13 protein-coding genes are annotated in these 15462 nt (G+C 48.6%); 11 read left to right on the top strand and 2 right to left on the bottom strand.

Annotation, left to right across the window (positions count from 1 at the left end):
- Positions 1-8: 8 nt before the first annotated feature.
- Together ABI361_03400 and ABI361_03395 are read right to left on the bottom strand one after the other, a co-directional pair.
- Positions 9-2084: an Ig-like domain-containing protein gene (locus tag ABI361_03400; GenBank protein ID MEO9319699.1), complete on the bottom strand. Its 2076-nt coding sequence runs from the start codon at positions 2082-2084 to the stop codon at positions 9-11.
- Positions 2085-2236: 152 nt separating this feature from the next.
- Entirely contained in the window at positions 2237-4951 is a 2715-nt protein-coding gene (locus ABI361_03395; GenBank protein ID MEO9319698.1) for an Ig-like domain-containing protein, read from the bottom strand.
- A gap of 252 nt (positions 4952-5203) precedes the next feature.
- Between ABI361_03395 and ABI361_03390 the strand changes: the two genes are divergently transcribed.
- The 11 genes from ABI361_03390 (at position 5204) to ABI361_03340 (ending at position 15434) form a co-directional block, all read left to right on the top strand.
- Complete coding sequence (locus tag ABI361_03390) at positions 5204-5731, top strand: hypothetical protein (protein MEO9319697.1); 528 nt, start codon at positions 5204-5206, stop codon at positions 5729-5731.
- A 203-nt stretch (positions 5732-5934) separates the two neighbouring features.
- Entirely contained in the window at positions 5935-6498 is a 564-nt protein-coding gene (locus ABI361_03385; GenBank protein ID MEO9319696.1) for a hypothetical protein, read from the top strand.
- 303 nt (positions 6499-6801) lie between these two features.
- Positions 6802-7416, top strand: a complete 615-nt coding sequence (locus ABI361_03380) for a hypothetical protein (protein ID MEO9319695.1) — start codon at positions 6802-6804, stop codon at positions 7414-7416.
- Positions 7417-8295: 879 nt separating this feature from the next.
- On the top strand, positions 8296-8478 hold the full coding sequence (locus ABI361_03375; GenBank protein ID MEO9319694.1) for a hypothetical protein: 183 nt from the start codon (positions 8296-8298) through the stop codon (positions 8476-8478).
- Positions 8479-8988: 510 nt separating this feature from the next.
- A complete protein-coding gene (locus ABI361_03370) occupies positions 8989-10920 on the top strand; it encodes a hypothetical protein (protein MEO9319693.1) in 1932 nt (643 codons plus the stop codon).
- Positions 10921-11009: 89 nt separating this feature from the next.
- A complete protein-coding gene (locus tag ABI361_03365) occupies positions 11010-11591 on the top strand; it encodes a hypothetical protein (protein ID MEO9319692.1) in 582 nt (193 codons plus the stop codon).
- 221 nt (positions 11592-11812) lie between these two features.
- Positions 11813-12367, top strand: a complete 555-nt coding sequence (locus ABI361_03360; protein ID MEO9319691.1) for a hypothetical protein — start codon at positions 11813-11815, stop codon at positions 12365-12367.
- Positions 12360-13685 (top strand): HD domain-containing protein, encoded by a 1326-nt coding sequence (locus ABI361_03355; protein MEO9319690.1) that lies wholly within the window; start codon positions 12360-12362, stop codon positions 13683-13685. The genes ABI361_03360 and ABI361_03355 overlap by 8 nt, the downstream gene beginning before the upstream one ends.
- Positions 13686-13793: 108 nt before the next feature.
- Positions 13794-14081, top strand: a complete 288-nt coding sequence (locus tag ABI361_03350; GenBank protein ID MEO9319689.1) for a hypothetical protein — start codon at positions 13794-13796, stop codon at positions 14079-14081.
- Positions 14082-14154: 73 nt separating this feature from the next.
- The gene (locus ABI361_03345; protein MEO9319688.1) at positions 14155-14559 is read left to right on the top strand and encodes a hypothetical protein; all 405 of its coding nucleotides are present in this window, start codon (positions 14155-14157) and stop codon (positions 14557-14559) included.
- Positions 14560-14672: 113 nt separating this feature from the next.
- Entirely contained in the window at positions 14673-15434 is a 762-nt protein-coding gene (locus tag ABI361_03340) for a hypothetical protein (protein MEO9319687.1), read from the top strand.
- Positions 15435-15462 lie beyond the last annotated feature (28 nt).

The following is a 15462-nucleotide window of genomic DNA, read 5'->3' as shown; positions in this document are numbered from 1 at the left end:
CCGGGCCGCTATCTCTTTACGGTAATGTGAACAGTCGCGACGTCGCTCTCTCCGAGTCTGTCCTTTGCAACAAACGTAAAGTTGTCCAGCCCGAAATAGCCCGGTTCTGGAACGTACCTCACTGTATCGCGTGACAAGACGGTCAGGTTGCCGTGAGCCGGAAATGAAACGATCTGGTACTCGAGCCGGTAGCCGTTCATATCCGTTGCATTCAGGACAATATGGAGAGTAGAGTTCTCGTTTACCACCAGCCACTGGTTGTGCGCCTTCGGGGGCGCCTTGACGAGAATCGTGACAAGGGCGCCGGTGCCGTTGTGCGAGCCGTCACTTGCCTCGAAACTGAACGTGTCGATTCCGTAAAAGCCCGGCTGCGGAGTATAGGTCAGTTTGCCTGTCGCACGGTCAAACCCGGAAACGTTCCCATGAGAAGGCTGCAGCAACAGGCGGTAGGTTAGAGGGTCGTTGTCTGCGTCAGACGCATTGAGGGTAATACTTGTGGTCGAATTCTCGGCCATTTTGACCCACAGCGGCTGCGCAATTGGGATAGTCGTGTCATTTACTCTTATGTAGACAGTTGCCTCGTTGCTTTCCACAATACCATTTCCCACCTTGAAGACAAAAGAGTCTGAGCCGTGGAAGTTTTCATTTGGCGTGTACGTGACATTTCTTCCGAGCACAGCCGACAAGTTGCCGTGTACCGGCATGCTAACAATCGTAACGTTGTTTGCACTTTCGGAGCCGGTGCCGGTCACCAAGAGGGAGATAGTCAGCGGAAGATTTTCTCCGGTACTCACGTTCTGGTCGTGGGCAAAAAGAGGCTGCGAAATGTCTATCGAGACCGTTGCAATATTGCTGTCAGAGGTGCCGTCATTTGCCTTGAACGTAAATACGTCGGAACCTGACGAGACGTTATCAAAGGGCGAGTAAGTAACTACGTTGCCGTCATGATGCGTCATGGAGCCGCGGGTTGGAGATGAAACAATCGAGTAAGCTAGACTGTCGTGGTCGGCATCGGTAGCAACCAGTACAATGTTTGCACCATCCCCGGGCGCGACAGCTATCGACTGGTTGAACGCGGTGGGTATGGAGGTATCGCGCACGATAATACTCACAGTCGCCGTGTTACTCTCGACGCTGCCGTCAAGGGCCCTGAACTTGAACGAGTCGTTGCCGTGGAACCAGGCTGCCGGCGAGTACACAACGGCTCCCGACGTCGAATTCAGACCCATAAGCACCCCGTGAGACGAATTTGTGACGATTTCAAAGGTGAGCCGGTTTCCGTCGGCATCTGCAGCTTGCATCGTGATGTTGACTCGCTGGTTTTCGGAGATTGTGATTGTCTGGCCCATAGCGATGGGCGATACGGGACGAGTGCCGACAACTGTGACGGTCACGAGAGAAGTAGCGGAATTAGCGTGACCGTCAGCAATTGTGTAATTAAAGGTGTCTATGCCGACAAAGGCAGAGTCTGGAGTGTAGGTGACTGTGTTTGTCTTTAGGTTAAGTTTTGATGTCCCATGTGCAGGACTTCCGACTGACGCTATCCCGAGTCCGTCCCCGTCTGGATCGTGATCGTTTGCAAGAACTGGGATGGTGACTGGGGTATCCTCGGGCGTAGTTGCAAAGTCGTTCTGCGCAATCGGAGGGGAATTTGCGGGTGGCCGCCCGCCGCCGGAACCCCCACCCCCGCCACCACCGGGCAAAACGACTGCCCCGCCACCCCCCGAACCGCCCGTGTGGTTTGAGCCGGTCGATCCCCTCGTAACGTTCGTCGTGCTGCCAGAGCCCGGGAGAACCGGCGTGATAACCGGAAAGTTTGGAGGAGGGGGAATGGTTTTTGAGATATTCGGCTGAACCATGTAAAAGTACTCGGCGCTGCCGCTTCCGGGGCTTGGACCAGTTGTATTGGTAGTTGGAGGCACCGATATGATTTGAGTGGGATTTGAGGGTCCTGTGCCTGTGTGATTAACAGAAGGCGGAGGAATGGGCGGCAGGTTGCCCTGCGGGATAAATAGAAGAACGAGTATGAACAGGACAGCTGATACAATACCTCCAGTAATCGAGACACTTATCAGGTTGTCCAATAGCGTGCTTTTTTGCCGAAACTTAAAAAAGCTTGTGTAAAATAGTATCCAAAACCTGTCCCTGTCAGTTTAAAAGACTTTTGAAAAGCAAAAAGAGGAAGGGAGAATCTCTCCCGGTTGCAGTCGTCACCGCTTACTGCGCTGCTTCAGCTTCACGACACCGTTATTGAGACCGTAGCGACATTGCTGTTAAAGAAGCGGTTGTTCGCCATGAAGGTGAAGCTATCCGGTCCGCTGTAGCCAGGATTCGGGATGTAGGTCGCGACACTGCCGGCAAGTGTTACGGTGCCGTGCAGTGGTTGGCTGACGATCGAGTAGGTCAGGAACGGCGGCCACAGATCAGTTGCTGCTAGGGTGTACTGGACGCCTGTGCTGTTTACCGGCGCTGTATCGTTTGTTTGGCTCTGCGCGATAGGCGGCCTTTCGACAACTACACGGACTATTGTGAGTGTGCTGTTCGATGTCCCATCGTTTGCAACGAATCGGATAGCATCGATGCCGCTAAAGTTCGATAGTGGAGTGTAGGTCAGCTGACCGGTCGATGCATTAAAGTTTGTAACGTTGCCTCTTGCGGGATTTTGCACTATGATGTATTTCAGGTGATCCAAGTCTGCGTCCGTGGCGTTGAGCTTCATGGTCAGTGCTGTGTTTCTGGCGAGGCCGACTGTCTGTGCAAGCCCTACGGGTATTGTTGTATCCCGCACGGTTACCGTGACTGTCGCGGTGTTGCTGTCAATAATTCCGTTGTTTGCCTTGTAGGTGAAGGTGTCGTTTCCATGGAAGTTGAGGTTTGGAATGTACGTCACGTTGTCACCCTGGACGGCAGACAGAGAGCCGTGAGTTGGGGGCGTAACGATAGAGAAGGTGTTCGTTAGGTTGCGAGGATCGTGTACCACCAGGGTAACGTTTGCGGATGTGTTCTCGGTTGTTGTGAGGTTGAGATTGACGACGGCAGGAGGCAGCGTAATGATGCTGACATTCACCGTTGCATTATTGCTATCAAGCACACCGTCGTTTGCCCTGAAGGTAAAGCTATCGTTGCCAAAGTAGCTGTTGTTTGTTGGCCTGTACAGCAGATGATTGCCTGTAAAGTTTACAAGGATTGCATGAACTGGCTGCTTTACAATCGAGTATGCGAGGTTGTCACCATCCGGCTCGGTTGCGGTCAGATTGATCGGGTTTGGCCTTCCAACGACTGCTATTACGGATGAGTCGTGAGCTACTGGGGCGATAGTCTCAGTCACCGTTACCGTGACGTTCGCTGCAGTGCTATTGTGAGAGCCGTCGCTTGCGAGATACGAGAACACGTCTGTTCCATGGAAATACGTGGACGGCGCGTAGCTTGCGTTGGAGCCGCTTATAGAGACCACGCCATGGGCAGGATTAGTCGCGATATAGAACTTGGTGACGGGCTCTTTGTCAGGGTCGCTTCCGCTGAGTGGTATGATTACGGTCCTGTTCTGAGGCGTATTTGCAGATGTTGGGGTCGCGGTCGGGGTGTCCTTGACTGTTATGGTTACGGTGGTATTTTGGCTGGTGTGCGTGCCATCGGAGGCGGTGAAGTTAAAGCTGTCAACACCGACGAATGAGGCTACTGGAGCATATGTCGCCGTACTGCCTACGAGTTTGACTGTACCGTTCTGAGGTGGATGCGTTATGGAGTACGTAAGGCTGTCGCCATCCCAGTCTGTTGCGTTGAGAGTAATGGCCTTCGAGGTGTTTCCATTTGTTTCGACCGACTGGGCAATGCCCACCGGTGTTGATATGTCCTTGACGGTTATCGAAATCGTGGCAAGATCGCCGTAGACCTGGCCGTTGTAGGCTTTGAACTGGAATGAATCGGCACCATGGTATTTCGCGCTTGCAGTGTAATTGAGTTTGCCCGTAGCAGAGTCAAAGCCGGTTATGGTTCCATGCGACGGGTTTGAGACAATAGAGTACGTCACAGTGTTTCCGCCATCATCAACCGCTTGGAGAGTGATTGCTGCCGTGCTGTTCTGATTGACGCTGATTGATTGGGCCTGGGCCACAGGGCCATTGCCAGTGATGGTCACAAAGACTGTCGCCGTTGAAGTGGTCACCCCGTTGGTCAGGACGTAGGTAAACGAGTCAGATCCGATGTAGCCGGGTGCGGGAGTGTAGGTAACGATGTAAGTCTTCGGATTAAGGGACGCAGAGCCGTGTGCCGGCGTTCCAACGCTGGAAACGCCCAGACCCCCCTTATCGTTAGCCATTACATTTACGGGGACAGCCTGATTCTCCTTCGTGGCAACATTATCGTTCACTGCGATAGGTGGCGGAACGGAATACACTCCGCTGCTGCCACCGCCTCCACCTCCACCTCCGCCGCCACCACCCCCGCCTCCACCGCCGCCTACGACATTGCCTGTGCTGCTGGGCGGCGAGACGACACCTTGGTCGCTCGCTGAAACATACTGGGGTGGCGGACTAACTGTCACTGGCTGCGTGGTGTTTTGTTCAGCGCTTGGGTTGTTTGAAACAGGCGGTTGCTGGTTAATTACAGGAGGCTTATTGTTGACGTAGTTTGCCGAAGGCTGTTGAGAACTGGTATTTTTCGGAGTCGTAACTGGCACATAATTGAAAGTCGTATTCGTTGTTACTGCCTTTGAGCCGCCGACCGTGCTTGCGTTCAAATGGACGCTTGCGGGATTCGACGCGCTGTTTTCATTGCTGCCCGGGGAAATCAAAAGACCTGGAGCAACGAAAAGCACAATCAGCGCGGCGCACACCGCTGCGCCACCTGCAGCTCCGGCGACAATCTTGATTGTATTGCCATTCTTGCCGTTATTCGGTTTCTTGCCACGGCCTTCCTTTGCGCCGCTGGCATCGTTCGTACCTGGAGCCATACGGACTGAAGGCACAAGGATGGATACTTATGCCAATCGTTCATCGATTATGCGGCACAGCTTAAAAAAAATCAACAACCGAAGAGTAAGCGGATAGATTATCCGATATGGGATACATGCAAGTAACTTGCTAAGGACGGATGCTTGTGGTACGACATCCCCAATGATGATTAGATTTCAGATCAGCAACGGAGAGCAATTCTTTATATGCTTTTTATTCCGGAACATACTAACGGAGCGCGTCCGATCTCGATGGCCGGAGTCTCAAGAATTGCGATTCTCTTCTACATAGCTGCGGCTACCACGGTAATCCCCGGAATTCTCCATCTTAACATGGGCATCAGTCAGGCGATGCACTCGTTCCAGACGCCCGCCGGTCAATTAGCAGGCGGAGTAGGCGCAGCTGCGACTGGCAATGCCACCAGCAGTGCCGCGCAACAACCGCAGGAGCGCGTACGACAGCCTACCGGCGTTCTCAGCATGACATGGATATTCTTTATCGTCGCTGGCGTACTCCAGATTTTCTGGGGGGTTCCAATGGCAAGAAGGTGGGGCAGGCCATGGTATTTTGCAGGCATCGCCGGAACTGCAGCCCTCATTGCGCTGTGGATCGTCACGAGGATTCCTGAAAACCCGATCACTGGCAGAGGCGCCCCGGCCTCGTTCGGGATATACGACGAGATATTCCAGGTCGCATACATCGCCATTACAGCCGGGATACTGATCTATACCAGCAGAATGAAAAGGCTCGACCGGAAGACCACGGCAGAATCCGTGTGATGACACCAAGAGCGGAACCTGAGTCCTGCGCGCTTCGACCGGCAGAGAATCACTCAATTTAGGCCTGACTATACCATTCGGCTGCGCAAAGGGCCCCTTCTGCGTAATCTTTCCGGTTGCCACCTGAATTTTGGTTAAATTTTCCGCCTTCGAGGCAATGTATGCGCACTTTCCAGTTATCTTCATGTCCTGTAACCAGTGATATGGCTTCAGCGTTTGCCAAAAAAAGAAAAGGAATTGGAAACGTCATAACGACACTGATTATTTTGATAGCTTCAGTGGTTCTGGTTGCAGGAGTTGTGACGCTTGGAGGGTCAATGTTCCAGAGCAGCGCACAGGTTCAAGGGATCAAAGTGACTAACACCCATGCATGGGTTAACGCCAACGGCAGCTCTGTGACCGCTTTTGCACTTCAGAATATAGGTGGCAGAATGATGGTCGTCGACTCTGTTTCCGTGAGGGGAATGCAGACAGCACCGTCAACCTGGTACTCCTGCAGCAATCCCGCGGCATGCGCAACACAACAGAACATAAACACAGACCTCACGACCCAGTACAACCCAGCAACAGGCGTCAAGCTCGCAGACGGAACAAACTATGCAATGACCCCGGGCACAATTTCGCTGGCACAGGGACAGGCGACAATCGTCTACGTCAAGAATGCCGGAAACCTGTCAATGACGGATCTTGGAGTCTCATACCCGGTGCAAATCCACACTGTTGATCAGGTCACATCGGTACAGCAAACAACCGTTCTGAGCAAGTAAAAAGCCCTCTTTTTCCTTTTTCCATTTTTCGCCTCTGCTGTCAAGTCGTTAGCGAGCCTATACGATAAGCTGCGGAAACTGACCGAGCGAGAACCCCATATCGAATATTGCGCGCCTGTGGCTCCGACGAGATAGTCTAACATTCGAGTGCCTTCAGGGCAAGCAAATGCTTGTTATTCTACAATGCATGCAGCGCGTTTGACATACTTTATAAAGCAATTTTGGGTCCCGGGCTAGATAAGCGGATTAGTCCCTTTACACCGCATTAAGCCATAAATATGGAAGAACTCTCTAGAAACTCCGATGAAGGCGCCTCTCAAGTTCGCAACACTTAGCGGCCTTGCATGCTTTGCAGTAGTGGCAACGCTGCTAGTCACACCTGTCATATCAAGCGCAGCATTCAAGCAGGCGAGCGCAGCAACAGGAGTATCTAACGCAATCATTGTTACTTTGAGTCCGGGGCTGACAAGGTCCCAGGTGGTTGCTGCATTTGCAGATTATAGCACCAGGATTTCCGATGGCGTGCAGTCAATTCAGGTCTTTTCCAAGTCCGGCGGAAGTCTGGCCGGAGGAGAGTTCAATCAGAACAACAGAGTGGACATTCCAGTCAATGTTACCAACAACCACTTTGCATTTCAGTACTATGTACCTGATAGTGATGTTCTTACTCCGGGCGATTCACACTGCAGCGACGTAAGGGTGCATACCTACATAGACGGCCACCAGGTATACGTCTCCGACTGGCTCGGCTATGCAACGAGATCTCCCGCACTTCCAATACAGACCAACGAGACAACGATTTCAGGAGTGTCAAACGGCCAGCACGTGTTTGCGATTACCCCAGAGGGAAGGATAGGTGGTTGCAACATTCAGGGCTACATCCTGTCGTGGGGCGGCGCCGTCAGCATCTTTTCCTGACCTTATCTTTTTTTATTCTCAGTCAATATTGTTACAGACAGCGGTCAGTTCCCGCGTATCTCTCCCATCCCCTGCTTTGGCGAGCTGCTGGGCCGCCCTTCTAACAACGAGTCTAGCTTGCTGACTCGATTCACAGGGGCTGCAGATATGTGTCATCGCCAAATGCAAACGTGAATGTGTGGTTATCAAGAAGGTCGGTGATTTGCGATTTATTGGATACGTCGAAGTGTGCAGCTTTGAGGCGCGGGCAATAAATAATTGCGAGAGCGCGTATTTGATATGGTGCTCTCCGCCGCCTGCACGCTCCATGCGTCCCATAAACTCGGTGACAACGGAGACATTTCCCTAGTTTGGAAATTGATGAACCTAAGGGCAACCGTCTGAAGCGTCATTGGCATCCTTTCTAGCCCTCAGCTCCCGCGACGGCGAATGCGTATTGAATCCCACAGCATTATGGACTGGGCGGGATTTACATGCGCTAGCGTCTGTTTAGTCCATATATAGCGCAATTTGACGGTAAGAAAAATGGATTATTGCGGTATTATCGTAGCACTAAGTATGCAAATCAGACTTATGGAGCTTGCGCAACTATTCGCTCGCCGCATTTGGATGATCTCAGAGTTGTAAAATTTTGGCGCTGAAAAGCGATTCATAAAATTTGTGCTTAAACCGTCAGACCGTCAGACTCCGGATCTTTATAGCTACGTAGCGTAACTTTTACTTTTAATTATATGCCCACATTTTCGCAAAATCCACAACCGCGCTCTGTCAAGTGCCCATGCGGCTACTGTTGGACCACACGCTCCAAGTCCAACGTGTATGTCAGCTGTCCGATGTGCAGGACCGCGGTAAAACTCGTTGTAGCCGAAGGTGTATAAAATGTCCGGATCGGTGAGTCTTGTAGCCCTGAAAGGACTGGCCCAGAGAACACTCCCACCAAGTTCGCATCTTCGTGAGCTGCTTCTTTCGCAACCGGACAGAATCGGTCATTCAGAGGCAGCGGCCAAGATTCCTGTATTTTCGGAACTTTTAGAACTTGAACTCAAGGAGCTGAGAAGTTGACTGGCAAAAAAGAGAGAAGCGGTTCCCGCCGCTTCGCATCATTGTGGTACGAAGATCATCTTGGGTTTTGGAGTGACCTTCGACCTTGAATATACCGAAATCAGCTTTAACGCTTACGATTAAGAACTATTCTTTCAACATTCGCTGTTTTTACGGAGGAGTCAAAATTTGAAGTTCCGATCCGGTCCTTGCTGCGTTTGTCGGCCTTATGCAGATTATTTGGCAAAGCTGCAGGAAAACCCGGCGGCCTTTCAACTGAAAATTGGCGCTCTTTTCAAACGCAGGTCGCACGGAGAGGTGCATGCACTGCTTAGACATCAATATTTTGATGCTAAAGGTGTCAATACCCATGAAGAATCTACCTCAGCTTCTTATCCCCTCCGGCCAAAACGCCGCTCGTCAACGGATTTTGTAGATCACTCGGAGGCTTAAACAAATGTTGCAGATCGAAGACTCAGTGCTCAGGTACGCTGCTGAGGGCTTACTCATTGAAGGGAGGAGAGCGATCGCTTGATCGTTGACGTACGAACACTTCCAGATGCCCTCCAATATTGCATCGACATCATTCTGCGAGAAGCCAGACAAGAAGATCGACTAGTCAAGCAAGTGCTCTATGCGATGCTCAGCGCATATACGAATAATCCAATCAATTTGGCGATAAACAGCCCATCCGAAGAGGGCAAAAGTCATACTTTAAGCAAGGTCTATGAAAAATTTCCCGAAAGCGACGTTATCATCGTGCAGGGCATGACTGAAAAAGCCCTTGTACATGACACAGGTACGCTTGTAATCAAGAATGAAAATGACGAGTATGAGCCAATCGAGGACCGTATTCTAAAACTAGATGAAGAAATAGACGACCTTGAAAATCAACTATCCCACGCAACCGCTGCTGACTTGCGGAGCACTATTCGAAGTACTGTAACTGAAAGAAAGCAGCAAAAACGAGAACTGCTAAAAGACGCTCGGAAACTAATCGACCTGCAGCACAAGATTCTGATTTTTCTCGACACGCCAAACCCGCGGTTATTTGAAGCAATTATGCCTCTGCTATCTCACGACAAGTTTGAGAGCGAGTACATCTACGTCGACACCCACAACGGTATCAAGACAAAGAAGAACGTCCTGAGAGGCTGGCCTGCTGTCATATTTGCTCAGGCGATAGACTATAGCCATTACCAGCGATTTCCCGAGCTGCAAAGGCGCTTTATTGTAGCGAACCCAAAGATGACTGCAGACAAGTACAAGGCTGCAATCGAACTTACATCTATCAAATTCGGCATGCCAGATTTTGTATATCAAGCAGAGGTAGTCAGCGATTCAGAAAAGAAGCTGGCACAGGATCTTATTTTAGCATTAAAGGATCAGATCGCGGATGTAGCTGCGAAGTACAATCCTGGTAAGCAGAACATCTTGATACCTTTCAATGACCCAATTTCAGAAGCGTTACCAACTCAGAAAGCGTTTGACATGACCATTGCAAACCGATTTTTCACTTTCCTATCACTTCTCCCAATAATCAATTTTCACAAGCGTCCTCGCATAGTTTGCAGAAAAGAGGGTGAACTAATACTCCAAAAGATTCCGATTGCCACATTCGATGACCTGAAGGAAGCAATGTTCCTGATGGAGTATGCTAATGGCGTCAGGCCCTATATCTTGGAATGGTACAACGAGGTTTTCATACCGAGCTTTCAGGCCAAGACCGAACCTGCTAGCAATGAAAAGACTGTGGAAAGCAGGATTGCACTTACGACAGAGGAACTGGCAGAGGTCACTTATGCCATACAGAAAAAGAAGATGTCAACCAAGCAGATTCTTGAAAATTACGTCAAACCTCTAATCAATCAGGCTTACATTGACAGCGCCGACAGCAAGCTCGACGGCAGACGCCAGATTTACTACCCTGTTTTGGCAGTAAAACAAAGAAAATTGTTCGATTTGACCCAATCGAATAATTTTTCACAAGACTTCCGGATACCAGTGTCTAGGTCTGACGCTTTTCCGAATAAACAATACATAACTTCTAAAATTCAGGGTCTTTCGAAATATTCGTCGGACAATAAGGTTTTTCGATTTGAAAATGAAAATGGAGACGAAAAGACGGCTGAAGACATAGCACAGACGTACTACCCTGAGCCAGACAAATATTTCGAATTGATTTTAGTGCCACCCTCCGACGAATATCCAACTGAGCCCAAAATGAGCCCCGTTAGCCAAACAGAGCCCGAAAAATATTCGATTTCGACCCAATCGAATACTTTTGAGCCAGAAAAGACTCCTGAAGCCGCGCAGGAAATCAAAGACGGGCTGATTTTATGTCCCTATCCAAAGTGCCTAGCCAGGTATTCCGCAACTGAATTTATCATCAATCATAGCATTAGATCGCACGCGAACTATCCAATCACCGCGGAGCTTCAAAAATTGGGCTATGGCGTTTAGCATTCATGTACTATGGCCGCATGGCAGAGCCTCCCCGTGGCGCGGCTGGATTCAAACCAATCTGCCAAGAAATAGGAGAATAGAAAGAATTGAGTGAAAAGGAAGACTCGACGGCAATCGAGCAGGTACACGAAATATCCAAGTCTGAAATGACGCTAATAACGCCAGCTGCAGACATCCAGGCCCTCAGGGACCACTGGAAGACCATCCAAGAGCTCAAGAAGAGCATCTTGGACAAGTCAGACATTCAAGATATTCAAGGCAAGTCCTATGTCAAACGGTCAGGATGGCGCAAGCTGCAGAGTGCTTTTGCAATCAGTGACCGGATAATCAGCAAAGAAAGAGAGCAGCTTCCAGATGGCGGCTTTCTTTGGAGGGTAGAGGCTGAGGCTTTTCATGTCAAAAGCGGCAGGTCCGCCGTGGGCATAGGGACATGCTCGACTACCGAGCGCAAGTTTTCAAAACCAGAACATGATATCCTGGCAATTGCTCACACGCGGGCCAAGAACAGGGCCATCAGCGATTTGATTGGCCTTGGAGAGGTCTCGGCGGAAGAACTTGAGGCAGATCAGCCCTTTGATTCACCGCTAGGCAAAGACACTAAGTCGATCACTGAGGCTGAAAGGCTAGCGCGAGAAAAGGCACGGACGATGGGGCAAGAAAGACGATGACAGTAAACATTGGAATTTCGTGTATCTCAAACTCACCTCGGGGGCTGACTACCCCTCCCTCTGCCTTAGGTGTTCCAACATTATTAAAGAGCAACTAATCCCAAGGGAGTGCAAATGATACTCATAATAAAATGGAAGCTTATACCATCAGATTGTTCACAGTCAAGATACAGTTTGTCAAATAGGACAAGTTGAGCTAGTTTATTTACAAGTGACCATTCATGAATTCCAATCCTTTGGACGTATTCGATACCATTGAGCTTATTCTAGATGCTAATGGTGGCCAAATTTCGGGCAGGACAGCAATTCAGAAGTTAGTATACCTATCGAAGAGCATTATGCCAGAACTTGACATTCCTTCGTATAAGCCGCATTACTACGGTCCATTCAGCCCAGGAGTCAGCATGGCTCTGGAAAAGTTGGTTTCATACTCTTTTGTAAGTGAGAATCGTGTTCCCGCATCTCAATTTGAGAGTTACGTCTACAATTTAACCGCCGACGGAAAAAAGATCGTAAAGCCAGTTAAGAAGAAACATGCGGTGGCCAGTAAGAGAATTAGCGGGATCGTTAAAATTTGTAAAGAATTTTGCGAGTTGAGACCTACTCCTCTTTCTTACGCTTCAAAAGTATATTTTACTCTTGAGGACTTGCCCAAAGTACAAAGAAGAGAAGAACTAGAAAATGCTGTTGAAAAAGCGAAGCTGCTAGGTTGGGATATTAGTCCTCACGATGTAGAAGTAGGCAAACAATTGTTGCAGAAGCTGGCACTTGTCTGAATACAATTCGGATTACTTCAGATACAAATCTATTCGAGACCCGCTTTATGGTTTCGTTGATCTAACCAAGACAGAGATTCAAATAATTGATACTCCAGTCTTCAGAAGACTCCTTAACATAAAGCAGCTTTCACATGCGTTCGTAGTATATCCCTCTGCGATTCACACAAGATTTGAACATTCTTTAGGTGCGACGCATTTAGCTGACTTAGTATCAAGACAGTTAGAGTTTCCTAACGAAATCAGAGAAGTAGTAAGGCTTACGGCTTTGCTTCACGACGTTGGTCATGGTCCTTACTCACATCTCTTTGAGGAAGTACTTTCAACTATTAACAAGCGAAAGGTGGAGCACGACTGGATATCTACGCTCATTATTCGACAAAATAAGGAGCTCAGGGATATCTTAGGTGACAAGGGAGAATATATCTCGGCGTTACTCAGACATCGGGAAATTGATAGTTGGAAAAAACCGGGGATTAGTACTCTCGCATCTGATGTTGTATCAAGTGCACTGGACGTAGACAAACTGGATTATCTGAGGCGAGACTCTTTCCACATCGGTGTTGCGTATGGCCAATTTGACCTAGCAAGGATCATCCATACTTTGACAAGCACGCCGGATGAACGCGAAAAGCGGCTATGTATTAAATCAAAAGGAAAAGACGCCATCGAGAATTACCGTCTTGGCAGATATCTTATGCATGCACAAGTGTACAAACATCATGCCCGTATAGTTGCTGATCAGATGTTCCTCAAGGCATTAGATTTAGCCTTCGGTGAGGAGGCCATAATTGACAAGGTGCTCCTGACGGTAAACCTTGACGATGAATTAAAGAACGATAATTTCTTGGAATATTATACTGGTTTGGACGATAGACGCATTTATGATGAAATTCTGCAAAAAGGACCAAATAGCAAATCCGCATCAATTTTGAAAAACATACTCAAAAGACAATTATACAAACGCGTTCATGATTTCTTACCCGATAAAGAGATACTAAACGCACAGACTCGTGACCGGATAATGAAAATGAATGATCCTCAATTCAAAGAATTGTCACAGCAGATTGCGGATAATGTGGGCCTACAGAAACATGAAGTGATTGTCTACCGCGCTGAGATTCCGATCAATTTGTATGAAAATGAGATACTGATGCTTTGGAAGGGAGTACCAAGGACACTGGATGAGTTCTCCCCCATCAAAACGAGCGAATCGACAATCAACAAGTTCTATGTCTTTGCTCCAAAGGGAGACGAAATCAAGAACAAAATTAGGAAGTTCGTCGAATCAAAGCTCGGGGTACCATCTGAAACTTAGTAAAATTCACCGGGAAATCTGGACACCCCAAATAGACAATCCGGTAATATGTAATTGAGCTCAAATACTCAAATAGCAGTCTTGCGCAGGACTTGAAATCATAAAGTAATGAAACAAACAATTCAGGTTTCTGCAGTTGTTGGCGAGCGGCCGACTACTGCGGAAGAGGCCGCAGCTCTTTGCAGGATGATTGAGGAAGCAAGGGCAGGCCAGATTGTACTGGACTTTGCAGGCGTACATTCCCTTGGACCTGCATTTGCAATCGAATACATGGAAAGAAAGGAAATTTGCACCAAGATTATCTCTGAAATCAATTTGTCCTTTTGGGTGCAAAAGGCAGTTGACGATGCGGTGTCAGAGCTGCAAGCGCCTGAAATTCACGCATTATTCCTCTAGCCTCGACCGATTAATTCACCTTTAAAACCTACAAAGCGCCAAACGAGCTTGTATGCCTTCGGAGGCTGCCTAATTGCAGTGGCTTGCTCACTCGCTGCTAGGCGTCTATCTGTTCATCCTATGCATAAGCGGAGGCATGTATTTCCTGGGTACAGAGTTTCAGAACGCCGGTATCCTGAACGCCAACAATAACGGTCTCTTGGAGAGAAGCCTCGACATGCAATTCTACCGCAACCAGTACAACCAGACAACTGCCAACCTATCAGGCGGAAACTATGGAGGCTTCAACCCCCTATTCGTGTATGGTGACCCCTTGGTGGGAGCATCTCAGTTCTTTGGCATAATTAGCGGAGGAATACTCGTGCAGATGGAGGAAAAGATGGCATTCCCGCAGTCATTTCTCACAGTGACTCAGGTGGCAGTGCTTGGAATGCCCGGCGTATCGGCACTCATGTACTACCTCTCAAACCGCGCCTGATAGTCGGTTTATTATCCTACTCTCTAGGGCGCTGAAAGGTTCTACTCGAACATCGGAATTGACTGAGGCTTTAGATCATGGATATATTCGACGGGCTATTCTAGCAATTCAAATTGACGTATATTCTTGGCGTGCGTGCACTTGATGGAATTGTCCTTGTAGCCGATAGAAAAGTCATTGACCAAAACTCTGGACAGTTTTACTTCTTAGACAAGATCTATGAGCCAGAAAGGGGCATGATAATTGGCTATGCTGGAAATAGAGGCGCGTTTGAGGTCTTCAAAACTAGGCTGAAGTTAGAAATGGACAGGCAAAGCGCGCAGCTGGCAGGCAATAATCGCTCAGAGAGTGTATTGATGCTAATATCTAAGCTGGTTCAAGAATCGAGTAATAGGTTCCCGAGAGACAAAGAAGGATTCGAGTTGATTGTAGGTCAGGCAAATCCGGCTGCCAAGTCACTAGTGACACGGGTTTATCCTGACGGAGAATTTATTCCGATAGACTTCAACGAGTCGATAGGTACAGGTGCGCCGTTTGGTCTAGCATTCTTCAAGACTGCATGGTATACAATAATGTCAATGGAAGACTCAGCCGAACTTGGTTACTTTACCCTTCTTTTCATAGAGCAACGAAATTTGACAAACTCAGTAGGCCTCGGTCAAATGCACCCGCAAATTTGCTACCTTCCTGACAAAAGCGATACAACCGTTGAGCCAACCCCGGATGAACTGACAAATATGCGTAGTAGGATTGAATCAAAGCTCATAGCATTTCAAGACCATTTGAGAGCGCTCTTTCCCGTAATAACGAAGCCAGGTCATGAAGCAATTTACATGGACGAAATGCAAAAATGGAATAAAAAAAGGGCTAATTGATTATCTTTGATACTAATTGATTAGAAAT

Origin of the sequence: Nitrososphaera sp. (genome assembly GCA_039938515.1) — an archaeon.
GTDB lineage: Archaea > Thermoproteota > Nitrososphaeria > Nitrososphaerales > Nitrososphaeraceae > Nitrososphaera.
The sequence above is the reverse complement of the archived record's forward strand: the minus strand, read 5'-3'. Positions and strand labels throughout refer to the sequence as shown.

Excerpts from the sequence above, each read along its gene's own strand:
- ABI361_03380 (MEO9319695.1), top strand. The coding sequence starts at position 6,802 with ATGAAGGCGCCTCTCAAGTTCGCAACACTTAGCGGCCTTGCATGCTTT.
- ABI361_03350 (MEO9319689.1), top strand. The coding sequence starts at position 13,794 with ATGAAACAAACAATTCAGGTTTCTGCAGTTGTTGGCGAGCGGCCGACT.
- ABI361_03395 (MEO9319698.1), bottom strand. The coding sequence starts at position 4,951 with ATGGCTCCAGGTACGAACGATGCCAGCGGCGCAAAGGAAGGCCGTGGC.
- ABI361_03375 (MEO9319694.1), top strand. The coding sequence starts at position 8,296 with ATGTCCGGATCGGTGAGTCTTGTAGCCCTGAAAGGACTGGCCCAGAGA.
- ABI361_03360 (MEO9319691.1), top strand. The coding sequence starts at position 11,813 with ATGAATTCCAATCCTTTGGACGTATTCGATACCATTGAGCTTATTCTA.
- ABI361_03390 (MEO9319697.1), top strand. The coding sequence starts at position 5,204 with ATGGCCGGAGTCTCAAGAATTGCGATTCTCTTCTACATAGCTGCGGCT.
- ABI361_03385 (MEO9319696.1), top strand. The coding sequence starts at position 5,935 with ATGGCTTCAGCGTTTGCCAAAAAAAGAAAAGGAATTGGAAACGTCATA.